Raw genomic sequence first — 16560 nt, forward strand, 5'->3', positions numbered from 1 at the left:
CATGGTCGTCATTTCCCCTGTCCCGTTCACTACCGCGTTTCAAGGTCGGCACTACCCGCTGCTCAAGCATGCCTTGCCGCCCTGGTTCAAAAGCACCTCCCTGGCCCGCCTGCACGCTTTGCGCGCCGTCGGGCTCAAGGATCCGGCGCCATACCCCCGCGCCACGCCAGACCAGCACACCGGCCTCAAGCAGGCGATTGCCGACCACTGGCACACCCTCAACACCCTTGACCAGCGCCTGCAGAAGCTCAATGACGTGTATGCCTACGCCGAGCGGGTGCTGGGCAGCGCCCTGGCGGACTACGGCCCGATCGATGTGAGAAACACCTTCCTGCGCGTGTATGTCAAAGCCAGCAGCGCCTGGTGGGTGCATGACTTCAAGCAAGCCGTGACCAGCCGCACGGTGTCCCTGCTGGACGCAGCGCTGCACAACTTTGCCGCCTCAGAACGTTTCGTCGACTATGCCTTCCTGTCCGCCGCCGATGCCCGTGGCCAGCAACGCAGCTTGACGTTCAAGCACAAGGCCAATGGCACCGTCCTCACTGCCGAGCGCTTCAAGCAACTGTGTCGTGGCCTGGACATCGGCCGCCACTACCGCGAGCACCTGAAGATCGTCATGGGGGTCTACACCCCCACGGTCGCCCGCGACCTGCGCCGGCAAGTGATCGACCAGCACAAAGCCGGGTTGAAAGCCGCCGCCCACCTGGCGCTGGTCAAGGGCGATATTGCCGAGGATGCCTGCACCGCCGTACTGGGTCTGATCCATGCAAACTCGACACTGCGCCTCGACGGCCAGACCCTGGCCGCCCATACCCTGGACATGATGAACAGCCGGCTCACCGGCATCCTGCTGTTCTGCGCGACGCCGCCCTCGGCAGCGCGGGTGATCGCTTATGTGCCGGACGACCCCGAGCACCCGCTCAAGCAATACCCGACGCCGATGGCCTTCATGACGCAAGTGACCCGCCAGTTGCGGGATGCCGAGCACTACCAGGTGTTCTTCAGCCGGTTTGTCGACCATGACCAGCGCGGCTTTTTTTTCGCCAACCTCAACACCCGCCTGAGCCGGGTGCAGTGGCGCATCAAAGCGCCCACCGACAGCCAGCCCACCTGGCAAGACACCCCGCTGGACAACCCCCACCTGCAATTTCATGTGCAGCCCATCGCAGCAGACCACCCCAACCGCGCCAGCAACGGCGGCGCAGATGACCTGTGGCACTACCGCTACCGCGTGCACCTGAACAAGGTGCTCAACGACGCCCAGGACATCGCCGTTTCCACCCTTCGCGCCGATACCCTGGCGCGCCAGGCCTGGTGGGACAACCTGGGGAAAATCCTTGGCGACCTCTTCAACGCCGCCCTGCAGGTACTCACGCCGTTCGTGCCGGGGTTGGGCGAAGTGATGCTCGCCTACACCGCCTACCAGATCACCGACGAGGTGTTCGAAGGCGTGGTCGACTGGGCCCAGGGCCGAGGCGCGGAGGCGGCGGATCATCTGCTCGGGGTGGCGCAGGACGTTGTCCAGTTCGGCCTGTTCGCCGCCGGTACCACCTTGGCCGCGCCACTGCGCCTGAAACTCTCGGCGTTCGTCGAAGGGCTCAAGCCGGTGCAGACTGCAGACGGTCGTCAACGCCTGTGGAACCCGGACCTTGCGCCCTATGTCGACGACCAGGGCACACTCGATCCCGCGCAACGGCTGATACACGAAGGCGCGCAGTATCGGGTTCAACACGCGCGCATCGTCCACCCACGCCGCCCGCAAGCGTATCGGCCACAGCTGTATCGCCAGGCCAACGGGATTGTCGTGCATGAAGCCGACCAGCCGCAGACCTGGGACAGCCGCACGTTGATGCGTCGCCTCGGGCCCAGGGTCGCGGCCTTCAGCGATGAGCAACTGGAACGCATCCGCCTCACCAGTGGCTGCGACGACGACGTGCTACGCGGCGCGTATCTGCAGGACCAGCCGCTGCCACCGCTGCTCGCCGACACGCTCAACCGCTTCGAGGCCTACGCCAGCGCGCAGTCGGCCAGTGATCAGATCCGCGCGGGCATGCCGCTGGACCCGGCTGCCGCCTGGTTCGAGCAAACCGTTACCGAACTCGAGGGCTGGCCACAGGACAAGGCCCTGGAAGTGTTCCTCAGCCCCAGCCTGAGCGGCGACTCCCACCGCTATGGCAGGCTCGACGCCGCCCCGGCGGACACCCTCAAGATGAGTGTGGCGCAGGTGATGTCCGGGCAGTTGCCGGAGCGGGTGCTGGGATTTCTCGATGAAGCCCAGGCGCGCCTGCTGCTCGGCGCCCAGGTGCCCAAGGCCGGGCAAGTGCAGCACTTGCGCGAGCTGTTGGCCGCCTACGTCACCCGCCAGGCCCCCGAGATCGGCCAGTACGCCCACCATGTGCGTGAGCTGTCCGATGAGCCGGGCATCCGCCTGCTGCGCGAGCATTTCCCGCAGATGGACTCCAGCGTCGCACGGGTTCTGCTCGACAGCGCGGACGCCGCCGAGCGCGGCCTGATGCTGGACCACCGGCGCCTGCCGCTGCGTTTGGAAAACCTGGCGCGCGAACTGAATTTCGCCGCCGGCACCAGCCACGCCTATGAAAGTTTCTATTTCCCCTGGCGCCAGACCGCCGACAGCGAACGCATGCTGCTCAATACCCTGAAGCGGCACAGCGACTTTTTCGCCGACCTGCACCTGCAGATTCGCCAGCACACCGCCGACGGTCCGCTGCGCTGCGAGGCCGGCCCCGTCAATGCCGGCACCCGGCGCATCCTGGTCAGGAAAGACACCCTGGGCTATGAGGTCCGCGACGGCGCACACCGCAAGCTGCATGGCCCCGACACCCTGTACGAAGCCCTGTTGCACGCCGCGCCCGCCGATAGCCGCCAGGCGGTCGGGCTCTCTCCCGGCCAAGGCGAAGGCCTGCGGCACTGGCTGCTGACCACCCTGGAACCGCTGGCCGAACGCCGCAGCGCACTGGCCCAATCCCCCGTGCGCAGCCAGGCTGACGTGGAGACACTCAAGCTGCTCGGCTCCCCCACGCCTGCGCGCACGTCGAAGCTGGTCGTCAGGAGTGAGCAGGTGGTGATCCTGAACGCCTTGAAAACCGTGTTTACGCACCAGAGCGAGGCGCACATCCTGGCCTTTATGGAAAAAGTCGGCAGCGAGCACCTCAGCCCCCGCGTCAACCAACTGATCGTCGAGCATTACCGCCTGGACGCTGACCTGGCGCACTGGTCGCGCCAGCCAGGCAAGCATCCGCCGGACCTGGAGCTTGAGCTGCGCCTGTTCATTCGCGGCAAACTCCTTGAATGCTGGCAGGATCAGATCCGCGCCTCCACCAGCCCCTCCGGCACGCGCCTGGATCTGAGCGGCATAACGCTGCCCGAGACCCTGCCACCGCTGCGCGCCGACTTCAGCCATGTCACCCGGCTGAACCTGATCCACAGTCAGTTCAACACGGCCCATGGTGAATTCCTGCAACACTTCCCGCAGCTGTCCAGCCTGTATCTGGCGGATAACCCGCTGTCCCGCCTGCCGGAAGCGATCCGCGACCTGCGCCACCTGGAAAACCTCGACCTGGCCTGGTGCCCGCTGGCGTTGCAGGCGGTGGATGTCACCCGCCTGAAAAACCTGCGCTACCTGCGGCGCCTGAAACTCAACAACACCCGCAGCCACAGGGCCCCGGATATCGGGCGCATGCGCGACCTGGTTCACCTGGACCTCAGCCACAGCCCTGTCGCACAGTGGCCCGATGGGCTGTTCGAGGTGCCCCGGTCCTCGCGATTTGTCCTCAACCTGCAGGGCACCGCCATTACCCATGTGCCCGAGGTCGCCCTCGGCAGTGCCGAGGCCCGGCTTGTCGCCGCGACCTACCTCAATCGCGCCGCACTCGACGCCCTGCAGCGTGAACGATTCAAGGCCTACCGCGCGTCAGTCGGGCTGGACCCCGAGCGCACCTATGAACCCCAGGGCGACAGCACGCCGTGGCTGGACTACCTGTCACCGCAAGGCCAGGACGACGCCCGCAAAGTCTGGGATGCCCTGGAGCACGAACACGGCTCCCAGGGATTGTTCGAGGTGATCAAGGCTTTGGAAATACCGGAGCGGTTCCAGACAGACGAAGATCAGCAACGCTACCGCGCCAACCACCGCACCCTGACCCGGCAGGTCTGGACCCTGCTGCAGGCGGCCGCCGTCGACACCCCGCTGCGCAAACGGCTGTTCGAGATTGCCAGTTTCCCCAGCAATTGCCCGGATGCCGGCACGCAGATCTTCAACGAAATGGGGGTCGAGGTGCTGCTCTACCAGATCGAGCATCAGGCGCCGACGCCAGAAGCCCATGAGCGGCAACTGGTCACCCTGGTCAAGGGCCGTGCGCGCCTGCAGCAGCTCAACGATGTGATCCGGGCCGACGTCCAACAGCGCCTGGCGCCGGTCGCCCAAGGAGGCCAGGGCTTGCGGTTTCTCACCGACGTCATCGACGGCGTGCCCGGCCAGGTGGATGAAGTGGAAATCTACCTGGCCTACCAGACTGCCCTCGCCGAGCGCCTGGACTTGCCGTGGATCGCCGAGCATATGCTCTACCGCAGCACGGCCGGGGTCAGCGACGCGCAGATCGACGCGGCGTATGCCAAGGTGCTCGAGCTTGGCGAGGGCGACGGCCTGGTCAACCGCATGCTGCTCGACCCCCACTGGTGCGCCTGGCTGCAACGTCGATATGCCGGCCAATATGCCCAACAGCAGCAATGGCTCAAGACGCAACACAACCGCTTGTTCGACCTGCTGGAGTTGGGCGAACAGTGGCCGCAGGCGCCCGACACCGCAGCGCTGCAAACACAGGTCGATGCCCTGGCCAGTGAGTGGGGCATGAGCGGACTGAACCCCGCTGACCCGGCAGCATTCCAGGCCGCCTGCGAAAAGCGCGAGGAAGAACTCGGCTACATCGCCCAGGCATGGATGCGTGACCGCACCCGCGCAGCGCTGATGGCGGCATACACCTTAAGCAATCGCCCTAGCCACTGATCTCGATGATTTTCTCGCTGGTGCCTTCCACCAGGAAAAACCGATAGATCCGCCCGGCCTGTTTTTCAAAGCTGAAGACCCGGCCGGGGAAGATATGGTTCTTGGTGGTGGGCGCGCAGGCGGTGCGGTCGTTCACCGCGCAATCCTTGAACTCATCCACCACGATCACGGTGTTGCCGGCGTTACGCAGAGTGTAGCGCTGCCCACCGTTTTCGAGCCGGGTATCAAACCGGCTGCCGGTAGGCCGCACGAAAAACACTGTGCCGTAACCCGACATCACTTGCACGCCGCCCACCAGGGAGTTTTCGAAATCCTTGCGGTCCTCATCGCTCAGGTCAAACCCGTCGTCTTTCTCGGGTGCCACCGGCAAGTAGCGCACGCGAAAGTAACGCTCGCGATCCCGTTCGCCGATGAACACAAAACGTGTGCTCTGCATGCCATCTGCCGGCACGATCAGACGCGCCGGGCTGGCGATCAAGCCGTTGCGCACGCTGCCGTCGGCTTCGGTGCCGAGCGGTACCTCATCGTAGGTGCCATCCGGCTTGTAGAGCATTTCGCTGATGTTGACCTTGACGAAAGCGGTCTTTGTGCCGCCGTTGAAAATTCGTTTCAGGTAGGTACTTTTATCGCCAGGCAGATAATCGTAGAAGTCGCCCACATTGATGCTGGGCCCGGCCTGGACATTCAGTGAACACAGCAACAAGCCCAACAGTACACCTAGGGATTTCATAACCATTCCTCGCATATTCATCACGGCCGCACCGCATCGAAAAGCAGCTCGACGCTGCCGTAGTACTCACCTGGGGTATAACCATCCGCCGGCTCGACCGCCGAGATATCCAGCAACACGCGCTTGCCCTGGCTCGCCTCGGCCTGAGGCACCACCAGGGTGTCGTCGAGGCTCAACACCTGGCCGTTGAACGTCACGTTCAAGTCGATATAGGTACGCCCGCCGTTGAACAAGGTCGGCAACGCGCCCAACCGTGCGTTGATGCCGCCCGCCGAACTTTTCACATCAAAATGCTCGCGCAATGGGCGCAGTCGCCCTGGCACCAGATCCCAGACCAGTTGCTGCTCACGCTCCAGAAACCCTGGAGTGATCGGCAGCACATAGAAGTCGCTGGTGGGAATCGTCACCGACACGTCAAACACGTGCTCCTCACGAATTGCCAGGGCCTGGGTACTCAGCAAGGCAAGTATTGTCAGCAGCAATGCGGCCGAAACGACTCTGCACCTTCTGCACGGACGGTAGGCGCGCGCCTGGGCTATTTCACTGACCATCAGCCTTTGACCTCATAGGTTTTTTTCTCGCTGCCCTCGATCAGGGTGAAGCGATAGGTACGCCCGGCCTGCCTGGTAAAACCGAAGGCGCGGCCCGGCAAAATGTGATGCTTGGTGATCGGCTGGCAATCGCGGTCATCGCCGCTGGCGCAGTCCTTGAACTCATCGACCACCACCACGCTGTTACCGTCGTTATGCAGCCCGTACTCAACGGGTTGTTCGTCGACGCGGGTGGCAAACCGCGTGACCTTGGGCCGCACGAAAAACACCGTGCCGAACCCGGCCAGCACCGTGACGCCGGCCGACAAGCGGGTCTTGTAGGCGTCGCGCTCCTCCTCGGACACGGCAAACTCGTCGCCCTGCTCCGGCATCACCGGCACGAAACGCACGCGGAAATAGCGCTCTTTTTCCCGCTCACCGAGGTACAGCAAGCGCGTGCCCTGCACGCCATTGGCCGGCACGATCAGGCGTGACGGCGTGGCCATCAGGCCATCGCGGACACCGGTCTGGGCATCGCTCTTGAGCTCGACTTCCTTGGAACCGCCGTCGCTGTCGTAGAGGATTTCCATCACCGCGACCTTGATGAAGGCCGTGCTGTCACCACTGTTGAACACCCGTTTCAGGTAGGTACTTTTATCGGCGTCCAGATAGTCATAAAACACCCCGACATTGATATTCGGAGCCGCCGGTACCGACTGCGGCAACCAGCACAGCGCACACAGCGCCAACACATGTTTCATTGTCATGAGCCTCATCTAGAGATCCGAATCCCAAATCACCGAAACCTGCCCCGCGTACGTGCTGCCGCCGCGCTCGACCATCTGGTCGGCGTATTGCTTCTGGACCTCGAAGTGCAAGGTGCCGGGGCGTCGGTTGACATAAAACCCTGGCTGAAACTGCTCGGTACCGGCGCCGCTCAATAGCAGCGGCTGACGAATCACGGCGCCGCCGTCTTCCCGGTTCAAGCCATGGGGCAGGCTGACGCTGACATCCACCGGCACTTCGTGGCCATCGGTGGTGTTGCGCAGGGCGCAGGTGTCGCCGATGACGCGCTCGCAGGCCATCTGCATCTTGAAACGCGATGAAGCGGAGATGTGGAAGGTCTGGTCACGGAACAACCGCGCGGGTTTGCGGCCCTGGTTCAGCCAGGCTTGCCAGCCGCCCTGTGGCAGCAGTTCGACGCGATTGCCACCGGGCGGCACGTCGATCTTCAGGTCATGCTCCACGCTCAAGGTGAAGTTGAGGGTGAAGGCGTTTTTCGAGGGCAGCATGATGTCACCAAAATCGTAATCGGCGCCCGGGCCCATGCTGTAGGTGATGCTGCCGGTGTACAGCCCACTGGACATGCCCAGCGGATTGGGTGTGCGCAGTTCGTAGGCGTACTCCATGGTGTTGACGCTCATACTGCGCAGCTCCTGGGACGGTTTCCGGCTGCAAGGGCCAGCACCTTCAGGCGTCAGCCAGAAGTACGAAGCCGTCCGGGTACCCGCTGCAAGGTGGTTGGTGCTTTGGCAAGGGGGAGGCGCAGACCGCCACATCGTTGTCCAGGCGATCCCAGGCTGTGCCCACGCCGACACACCTGGACTGGGCACGGTCCAGAGCCCACCGATCCCGGCCATTCGCACTTGAACGATCTCGGTTTCCCGGGTGGCAGTATGCGTTACGGTCAAATCACGCCAATCGGACGGCACCTTGACCATGAAGCCCTGGCGCTCCTCCTCATGGTTGGCAATGATCGGCGCAATGCTGGTGATCCTGAGGTTCACATCCCGCAGGCTGAAAATCCCCATCGCCTTGCAGCGCGCTGCAATGTGGTAACCGCAGATCGAACTGATCGGCGTGGTGTTCTCGAACTTGTTCACCATAGGGTTGCTGGGGTCCGGCCTGAAGCGCGCGGTAATGTCCTCGTCAGCCAACGCCGCGAAGGAATACAGCAGCATCGCCGTGCCCGTGGTGCGCAAAAGGAAGCTTTTCATGACCTTGGGGTTTCTCCTCATCATGCTCAACCGGCAATCTGTTCAGTGGCGGTGGACTCGGCCAGGGTGTCCGGCGTGCAGCGCAAATCGCCGATCATCAGCACATTGTTTTCACTGCGCGCCGTGGAAGGATCGAGACGGAATTGGCAGAGCAACTGGTTATTGCGGCGCACTTCCAGGGTCGGTGAACTGGCGTTCATTTCCAGCGAGAAGAAGCCGTCGACCTCGCTCACCCCACGGGTGGCGTGATTGATTACGTGCAGGCCCTTGAGCGGTTTGCCCTGGGGGTCGACCAGGCGGCCGAGCACGGTGACGGTTTGCATCACGCTGATCTTGCGGTATTCCACCCCGCCCTTGTTCAAGTGGTAGCGCGTACGCGGCGGCTGGATCGAGGCCGACGGCGCATGGTTGCCTTCGAAGTCGAAACTCACCGAGCTGCCTTTGTAGGCGGTGATCGGGATGAAGTTGCGACCGGGACGCAGGGCCGTGCTGCCGCCACTCATGTCGTCGGCGCGCAGGGCGATATCGTCGACGTCGGTCTCCACGTCCACGATCAACCCGGAGCCAGTGCCGTGGTACTGGCTGGTCATCACCATTTTTTGCTGGCCGACGGCAAACGTGCTGTCCAGGTTCAGGCCGCCGCTCAGGTCGTTGTTGAACGAGGAGCGCTGGAGGTAACCGTCACCGTTGACCACCTCGTTTTCGAAACTGGCCATGCCGGATAAACCGATGCCGTAGGTGTCGGTGGTTGCCGTGGCGGACACGCTTTGCAGCAGGTGGTCCTGCAGGTCCTTGCGGTACGTCAGCGAGGCGTTGTTGTCCCGGGTGCCATCGCGGGACGTCCGCGTGCCGATGCTGGCAGACCATTGCTCGCCCGGCGCGCCGAGGGCCAGGCTGATGCTCAGGTCGACCCCGCGATTGCGCCGCTCGCCCGTGGCGAAGCTGGCGGGCCGGTCAAACACCGACAAGCGCCAGTTGGCGTCGTTGCCGAACAGGTGGGTACGTTCGGTCCAGCCCAGGTCCAGGCCGACACCTTCGTTGTTGCCCTCGCTGTAGAACAGCCGGCCATTGATCGAGCGCAGGTTGCTCAGGCGGTGGTTGACCGAAACCGACGAGTTGCTGGTCTGGCCGACAAAGACGTCGCGCTGGCGGATTCGCGTGCCATCAGGCAGGGTTTCGTAGGTGTTGCGGGTGTCGAGCCAGCTGCGAGTGTGGTTGAACACCACGCTGCCCATGCCGTAGTTGTACAAGCCGTTGAAGTCGAGGCCGGTGCCGTACTTTTCAGTCCAGTAAACATTGGCGTACAGGCTGGCCTGATCGGCCAGGGTCCAGTCGAGCGAGGAACCGTACTGCATGTTGTCCTTGATCTGACGCCCGGACACGCCGAGTACCACGCGCGGATGCGCCAGGTAATTGAGCGAGACACCGGCAGTCGGGCTGCCGCTGCTCTGCTCGTCAAAGTTGCTCAGCAGTTTGCTTTCCTCGCCGGCGAACAGGTTGTAGCGCCAGCGCTCATCATGGTTGCGCCAGTTGTTGGGCTTGTACACCAACTCCTGGGTGGTACTGGTGATCTGGCCGTCTTCGACCAGGCGCACTTCCACTTCATAGATACCGCCGGGCAGCGCTCGTGTGTCGAGACTGTGCAAGCCGCTGCCGACCGGTTGGGTATTGATCAACAGGCCGTTGCGGTAAATCTCCACCGATGCCTGGCGGCTGGCGGTGACGTAGATCGGGTACACCGCAGGTTTGGAATTGTTGATCACCAGGCTGTCGGAGCTGCCGTACATCACGCCGACGGCGGTGTCTGGACTGGCCCCGAAGGTGCGCAGTTGGCGCGTCAAACCTTCGGCATTGGGCGTGAAGTAACCCAGGCGCAGGAAGTTGCCCTCCAGTTCACGCTGGGTGTAGAGCGCGTACACGGCGTGGTTCAGGTCACTGTCGTCGGGGCCGCCAAGGCGTGAGAACTGCATGTTCAGGGTCTGGCTCCACAGGCCCAGGCTGCTGCTCGCGTCAATGCCGAAGCGCCCGCCGAGGTCCTGGCCTTCGCCGCCACTGAGGTTCAATTGGTTACGCACGATCAGGCCGGTGCTGCCGCCGGTGGGCAGGAAGTAATAACGCTGCTCCTGGGCATCACGCTCGGCGTTTTCGGTCAGCAGGGACACCGTGGAGTTTTCCAGGTTGTAGTGCACGGCCATGAGGCCGGAGGGGCAGTTGCTGGCGCAGGCGCCGAGGGCTACGCCCTGCTTGAGGTAGTCAGCCCAGTGATCGCGTTCTTCATCCTTGATGACGCTGCCGTCATGGTCGGTAAAGTCGAGCAGGGTCAGGCGGTCGTCACGGGTCAGGACGATCATCGCCTCGGAGACAAACTCCTGGTCCAGTTCAACCCTGACGGCCAGGGGGACATCAAAAAAATGCTCTTCAAAGTCCGCCGGCAATCCCTTGGCCTGGGAAAGCAAACTGCGAGGTGTCGTGCCGTCGGCGGTACCTGCCGCCAACGCGCCCGCACAAAACAACAAGGCAAGCGCTGCCGCGATGGAGGTCATCGGGAACATGAACGGAATACTCTGATTTCGGACTTTAATAGGGGAAACACCGATCGACCGACAGCGACTGCCTGTCGACCGGTATCGCGACCCAAAATAAGTTGGTGCTTATCTGGATTTACGGGGTCACGCGTGGCTCGTGATCGAACACGATGGTGTAGTTGGTCGTGAACAGCCCGGAGACCCCATCCGCCGGTTTGGCAGCAGTCACGACCAGGTCAGCCTGAGTACCAGGCGTGGTGCTGGCGTCATCGGCCACTTGCAGTGGCAACGCGGTCAGCACTACACCGTTGAACGTGTTGGTCAGTGCGATGGCCGAAGTGCCATTGGTCAACGAAGCCGGGCCGCCTTCGATGTAGGCCTTGATCGAACCGTCAGTGTTTTTCAGGTCGTAGGTAGCGCGCAACGAACTCAGCTCACCACTGACGGGGTTGTAGTTCATGGTTTCATCGCGACCGAAGTTCGGATCACGTGGCAGTACATGGAACTGCTTGGTTGGGATCGTCGCCTTGATGTTGACGACGCTGGTGGCCTCGCCGGCCGCAAATACGCTGGATGAGCCGATAGCCATGGCGACGAGTGGCAGAAGGAAAGCGGTCTTTTTAAGCATGTTAAGTACCTGTTTATACATCAATGTTTAGTTGAGGAACTGTTTTCTCGCGGCGCAAACCCAAATAACCAAGTCTTGCGAAGCAGGTAAATAATCCCTCGAAAAACCATTTAGCGATGCCGGCACTTTCGCGTTGATACGTAATTAATCACGACACTTCAAGAAAGAAAAAACTCATAATATTCAAAATAATGAATATTAACTGTCATCCCGATATTACACCCTCGAGCTCACCGTACTACTTATATAAAAAATTCATCTGTAGGACATTAACTACACAGCGTCTCTCAACTAGCGATGGCCGGGGTTAGAGCAACAACTCCAATCAACCAGTTTATAAGTTATTCATGAAACTGCTACTTCCCTCCGAGGATTAGTTAATACGGCGAGGCCTTGTCCGGGCCCTGCTCCCCGCTTTGCGCAGCCGCGTTTTCCTGTCGCTACCGTTCGTCAGACGGCTTTGCGCTTTACGTAAGATATATCTTAAGTTATATCTAAATCAGACAGGAGAACACGACAGTGAGAGCCCCTCATCACCACCGAGACCACGGTGACGACCGCGATGGCTTCGAAAAACGCCCTGGCCGCGAACGCGGTGGGCGCGGCCCGCGCGTCTTTGCGCCGGGCGACCTGAAATTGCTGCTGCCGGCGTTGATCGCCGAACAGCCGTGCCACGGCTACGACCTGATCCGCCGCATTGAAACCCTGTTCGACGGCGCCTACAGCCCCAGCCCCGGGGTGATCTACCCCACGCTGACCTTCCTGGAAGAAAGCGAGTTGATCGCCGGCGACGCCGAAGGCGGAAAAAAACGCTACACAATCACCGACGCCGGTCGTCTCTTCTTAAGCGAACAGACGGTGGCCCTCGACGGCATTCGCCTGCGCATGGAGGTGAGCAAGCGCTCGCTGCGCGGCCATGACCGACCGCCGGAAATCCACGAGGCGGTGCACAACCTGCGCCACGCCTTGCATTCGCACCACGGGCGCTGGAGCCCGGAAGAAATCGTTCGTGTCGCGGCGCTGCTCAACAGCACCGCCCAAGCCATTGCCGACGGGAAAGCTCAATGAATACTCAAGCCATCCACCGCGTGACCCACGAGATCAAACGCCGCCGCCTGCAGGTATTGCGCGTGGTCGACATCACCCCGCGCATGCGCCGCATCACCCTCGGCGGGCCGGAACTGGCCGGGTTTATCAGCCTGGGCAGCGACGATCACATCAAGTTGCTGTTCCCGCAGAACGCTGCCGAACAGGCCGCGCTGGAAAGCCCGACCTTCAGCATCAAGGGCGAAGGCCCGCAGCCGGCGATGCGCGACTACACGCCGCGCCGCTATGACCTGGACGTCGGTGAACTGGACATCGACTTCGTATTGCACGGCGATGGCCCCGCCTCCACCTGGGCCGACCAGGCCAAGGTCGGGCAGCACCTGTACATCGGCGGGCCACGCGGCTCGATGATCGTGCCGGACATCTTCGACAGCTACCTGCTGATCGGCGACGAAACCGCGTTGCCGGCCATCAGCCGCCGCCTGGAAGAACTGCCGGCGGGGCGCAAGGTGCTGGCGGTGATCGAGATAGAGAATGCGGCGGAACAGCAGGCACTGCACAGTGCTGCCGATGTGGAAGTGATCTGGGTGGTGCGTGGCCAGGATGACCTGCTCGGCACCGTGCAGCAGCTGACGCTGCCGGGCGGTTCGCTGTACAGCTTTGTCGCCACCGAAACCAAGCTGTCGCGCCAGCTGCGACGGGTGTTGCTGGACACCCACAAGGTCAATGAGGAGTTCCTCAAGGCCGTGGGCTACTGGCGTGCGGACGGCAGCGCAGAAGAGTGAAACCGACTCGGTCATGGGAGAGCGGGCTTGCCCCGCTTCCCCTTCAGACTCGGGAGGATTTCTTGATCCTGTCCAGCCCCAGCACCGCCAGTGCAACCAGCACAAACCCCGCCAGAATCCCCCCGGCATTCACGAACACTTGTGGATAACCGAGGGTGCCGACATCGATGAACGGGTACTGATACTGCCCGAGCAAATCCCCGCGCAGCAGCGCATAGCCGAAGTACACCAGCGGGTAGATTACCCACAGGCCGATGTGTTTCAGGCGCAGATGGCCCTTGGGCACATACCGCCACCAGTACACGACGAACAACACCGGCATCACGTCGTGCAGCAGCTCATCGGCGATAAATTGAAAGCCCTCGGGCTGCCACAAATGCCGCAGCAACAGGCTGTAGGCGAGGCCCACCACCACGATGCTCACTGCGATGCCACTGCTGACCGCGGGCGCGAGAAACCACCGCTTCACCGGCGAGTCGCGCTTGACCCACGCATAGCTCAACACCACCGCCGCCAGGGTGTTGGTCAGCACGGTGAAGAAACTGAAAAAGTTGATCAGCCCGCCCAGCAGGCTGGCGCCGGCGTCCCAGCGCGAATAAAAGATCAGGTATTGCTGAATTGCCAAGCCGATCCATCCGGCCAGCGCCGCTGCCGCCACATACCGCTTCATGAGGTCAGTCCAGCGGGCGTTTGGTGCGCATCAGCTTGACGTACAAGCCTTCGACTTTTTCCCGCGCCCACGGCGTCTTGCGCAGGAAGGTCAGGCTCGACTTGATGCTCGGGTCGCTCTTGAAGCAGCGGATGTCAATGCGCTCGGCCAGGCCTTCCCATTCGTAATGTTCCACCAGGGTGGTGAGGACGTGCTGCAGGGTCACGCCGTGAAGTGGGTCGTTGCTTGTCGCGGTCATGCCGGGCCTTTTGCAATAAGAGGAAATACAGCCGCGCACCTTAGCCGACGGGGCGTACCGGTGGAAGCACTGCATTGAATATAGCCCGTGGGAGAAAGTTCCCCTTTTCAGCAAAAAAAGAGATGTTATATTGTAACGATACTTATCAAAAGTAAGCCGTTCGATACCGTCTGCAGCCTTCTCTTTTTTGCCGTTTTGCCAAGGAATGTCCGATGTCCCTCTCCTCCCTGTGGCGCTTGACCCCGCTTGCCGCCGCCCTGTTGATCTGCTCCGAAGCCCACGCCCTGGAACTGCAACCCCAAGTCATCACCGGCAACCCGCTGGGCAGCGAGCAACTCGCCTCGCCGACCACCGTGCTGGAAGGCGATGACCTGACCCTGCAGCAAAAAGGCAGCCTCGGCGAAACCCTGAACAAGCAGCCCGGCGTGTCGTCTTCGTACTTCGGGCCGGGCGCCAGCCGGCCGATCATCCGTGGCCAGGACGGTGACCGCATCCGCATCCTGCGCAACGGCGTGGGCGCGCTGGATGCCTCGTCGCTGTCCTACGACCACGCGGTGCCACTGGACCCGGTCAACGTCGACCGCATCGAAATCGTGCGCGGCCCGGCAGCGCTGCTGTATGGCGGCAGCGCCATCGGCGGCGTGGTCAACACCTTCGACAACCGCATTCCCACCGAAGCCATCGAAGGCATCCACGGTGCCGGTGAATTGCGCTACGGCGGCGCCGACACCACGCGCAGCAGCGCCGGCAAGCTGGAAGCCGGCAACGGTACCTTCGCCTTGCACCTGGATGCGAATGCGCGGGAATTCAACGACCTGAAAATCCCCGGCCAGGCACGCAGTCGCCACGCCCCGGAAACCGATGACGCCCCCGGCAAGAACGGTCGCCTGGGCAACAGCGACGGACGCCAGGACGGCGGCGCGGTGGGCGGTTCCTACACCTGGGATGACGGTTACGCGGGGCTGTCCTACAGCAGCTACGACGCCAACTACGGCTCCCCCGCCGAGCAGGACGTGCGCATCCGCATGAAGCAGGATCACTACGCGTTCGCCTCCGAAGTCCGCAACCTGCAAGGCCCGTTCACCTCGGTGAAAGTCGACGCGGGCTACACCGACTACGAGCACCGCGAGATCGAAGGCGGCGAGACCGGCACGATCTTCAAGAACAAGGGGTATGAGGCACGGGTTGAAGCCCGTCACCAGCCACTTGGCCCGCTCGACGGGGTGGTCGGCGCACAGGTCACCCGCAACGAGTTCTCCGCCCTCGGTGAAGAAGCGTTCGTGCCGCAGACCGACACCACGGCCGGCGCGCTGTTTATCCTCGAAGAAATGCAGGCCACCGAGCGCTTGAAACTCAGCCTCGGCGGACGCCTGGAACACACCAGCGTCGATCCGGACGCCAAGGGCAACGAGCGCTTTGCCGGCGCCGACAAAAGCAATGACTTCACCGCCGGCAGCCTGTCGTCGGGTGCGGTGTACACCCTCACGCCGATCTGGTCGCTGGCCGCGACCCTCGGCTACACCGAGCGCGCGCCGACGTTCTACGAGCTGTACGCCAACGGTGCGCATGTCGCCACCGGTACCTATGAGCTGGGCAACGCCAACCTGAAGAAAGAAAAAGCCGTGTCCAGCGACCTGGCCCTGCGTTTCGACAACGGCACCCACAAGGGCAGCTTCGGCGTGTTCTACAGCCACTTCTCCAATTACATCGGCTTGCTGGGCACCGGTCGTACGCTGAACGATGAAGGTGAAGAAGACGCCGGCGGTATCCCTGAGTACGAATATTCCGGCGTACGTGCGCGATTTGCCGGCTTTGAAGCCCAGGACCACTGGAAACTTGGTGAAAGCGCCTTCGGCAAGTTCGCCCTGGAGCTGTCGGGCGACTACACCCGCGCCACCAACCTCGACACCGGCGAAGCCTTGCCGCGCATTGCGCCGCTACGCTTGAACAGCGGCCTGCTGTGGGAACTCGACCGCTGGCAGGCACGTATCGATGTGGAACATGCCGCCGGCCAGGGCCGGGTGCCGGATAACGAGAGCGGCACCGACGGCTACACCACGCTGGGCGCGAGCGCAGGCTATCGCTTCAACGTCGGCGGCAGCCAATGGCTGGCATTTGTGAACGGCGAAAACCTCACCAACCAGACCGTGCGCTACGCCAGCTCGATCCTGCGTGACATCGCGCCGGCACCGGGCAGAAGCGTGCAAGTGGGTATTCGCACCACCTTCTAACCCACGCCTGTAGGCGCCGGCTCGCCGGCGATGGCGGCCTCAAGGGCCCCTCGCCTGTAAGCCGGCGCCTACACTTTGTGCAGCGACGTTCTGTCACTGTTACCAAATCGGAAATGATGCATCTTGCGATTTGTGCTTTCTCTTGGTGCACCAGCA

General features: G+C 62.5%; 12 protein-coding genes. 4 read left to right on the forward strand and 8 right to left on the reverse strand.

The genetic code is table 11. The annotated features are described in order from the left end of the window. Window position 1: 1 nt before the first annotated feature. Complete coding sequence (locus tag NTD80_RS06955; RefSeq protein WP_262132832.1) at window positions 2–5023, forward strand: NEL-type E3 ubiquitin ligase domain-containing protein; 5022 nt, start codon at window positions 2–4, stop codon at window positions 5021–5023. Here NTD80_RS06955 and NTD80_RS06960 read toward each other — a convergent pair. The 6 genes from NTD80_RS06960 to NTD80_RS06985 all read right to left on the reverse strand — a co-directional run bounded on the left by NTD80_RS06960 (window position 5013) and on the right by NTD80_RS06985 (window position 11433). Beyond that, entirely contained in the window at window positions 5013–5753 is a 741-nt protein-coding gene (locus NTD80_RS06960) for a molecular chaperone (protein WP_262132833.1), read from the reverse strand. The genes NTD80_RS06955 and NTD80_RS06960 overlap by 11 nt on opposite strands. A gap of 20 nt (window positions 5754–5773) precedes the next feature. Then, entirely contained in the window at window positions 5774–6235 is a 462-nt protein-coding gene (locus NTD80_RS06965; protein WP_262132834.1) for a fimbrial protein, read from the reverse strand. 68 nt (window positions 6236–6303) lie between these two features. After that, window positions 6304–7044 (reverse strand): molecular chaperone, encoded by a 741-nt coding sequence (locus NTD80_RS06970; RefSeq protein WP_262132924.1) that lies wholly within the window; start codon window positions 7042–7044, stop codon window positions 6304–6306. A gap of 15 nt (window positions 7045–7059) precedes the next feature. Continuing rightward, window positions 7060–8280, reverse strand: a complete 1221-nt coding sequence (locus tag NTD80_RS06975; protein ID WP_262132836.1) for a hypothetical protein — start codon at window positions 8278–8280, stop codon at window positions 7060–7062. Between the two features lie 26 nt (window positions 8281–8306). Continuing rightward, window positions 8307–10832 carry a CS1-pili formation C-terminal domain-containing protein gene (locus NTD80_RS06980; RefSeq protein ID WP_262132838.1) on the reverse strand — a complete coding sequence of 842 codons (2526 nt, stop codon included), beginning with the start codon at window positions 10830–10832 and terminating at the stop codon, window positions 8307–8309. Between the two features lie 109 nt (window positions 10833–10941). Further along, window positions 10942–11433: a CS1 type fimbrial major subunit gene (locus NTD80_RS06985; RefSeq protein ID WP_262132839.1), complete on the reverse strand. Its 492-nt coding sequence runs from the start codon at window positions 11431–11433 to the stop codon at window positions 10942–10944. A 519-nt stretch (window positions 11434–11952) separates the two neighbouring features. On the opposite strand from NTD80_RS06985, the gene NTD80_RS06990 reads away from it, so the two are divergent. Both NTD80_RS06990 and NTD80_RS06995 read left to right on the forward strand, forming a co-directional pair. Beyond that, window positions 11953–12501: a PadR family transcriptional regulator gene (locus tag NTD80_RS06990; RefSeq protein ID WP_262132841.1), complete on the forward strand. Its 549-nt coding sequence runs from the start codon at window positions 11953–11955 to the stop codon at window positions 12499–12501. After that, entirely contained in the window at window positions 12498–13265 is a 768-nt protein-coding gene (locus tag NTD80_RS06995) for a siderophore-interacting protein (RefSeq protein ID WP_262132843.1), read from the forward strand. Before NTD80_RS06990 ends, NTD80_RS06995 begins: the two co-directional genes overlap by 4 nt. A 43-nt stretch (window positions 13266–13308) precedes the next feature. Here the strand turns inward: NTD80_RS06995 and NTD80_RS07000 are convergent, their stop codons facing one another. Further along, on the reverse strand, window positions 13309–13935 hold the full coding sequence (locus NTD80_RS07000) for a Pr6Pr family membrane protein (RefSeq protein ID WP_262132845.1): 627 nt from the start codon (window positions 13933–13935) through the stop codon (window positions 13309–13311). Window positions 13936–13939: 4 nt separating this feature from the next. After that, a complete protein-coding gene (locus NTD80_RS07005; protein WP_012722427.1) occupies window positions 13940–14173 on the reverse strand; it encodes a VF530 family DNA-binding protein in 234 nt (77 codons plus the stop codon). A 212-nt stretch (window positions 14174–14385) separates the two neighbouring features. Between NTD80_RS07005 and NTD80_RS07010 the strand changes: the two genes are divergently transcribed. Continuing rightward, window positions 14386–16404, forward strand: coding sequence for a TonB-dependent receptor (locus NTD80_RS07010; protein WP_262132847.1), 2019 nt, complete (start codon window positions 14386–14388; stop codon window positions 16402–16404). Window positions 16405–16560: the final 156 nt, after the last annotated feature.

The organism is Pseudomonas sp. 13B_2.1_Bac1 (genome assembly GCF_025466155.1).
Classification (GTDB): domain Bacteria; phylum Pseudomonadota; class Gammaproteobacteria; order Pseudomonadales; family Pseudomonadaceae; genus Aquipseudomonas; species Aquipseudomonas aylmerensis.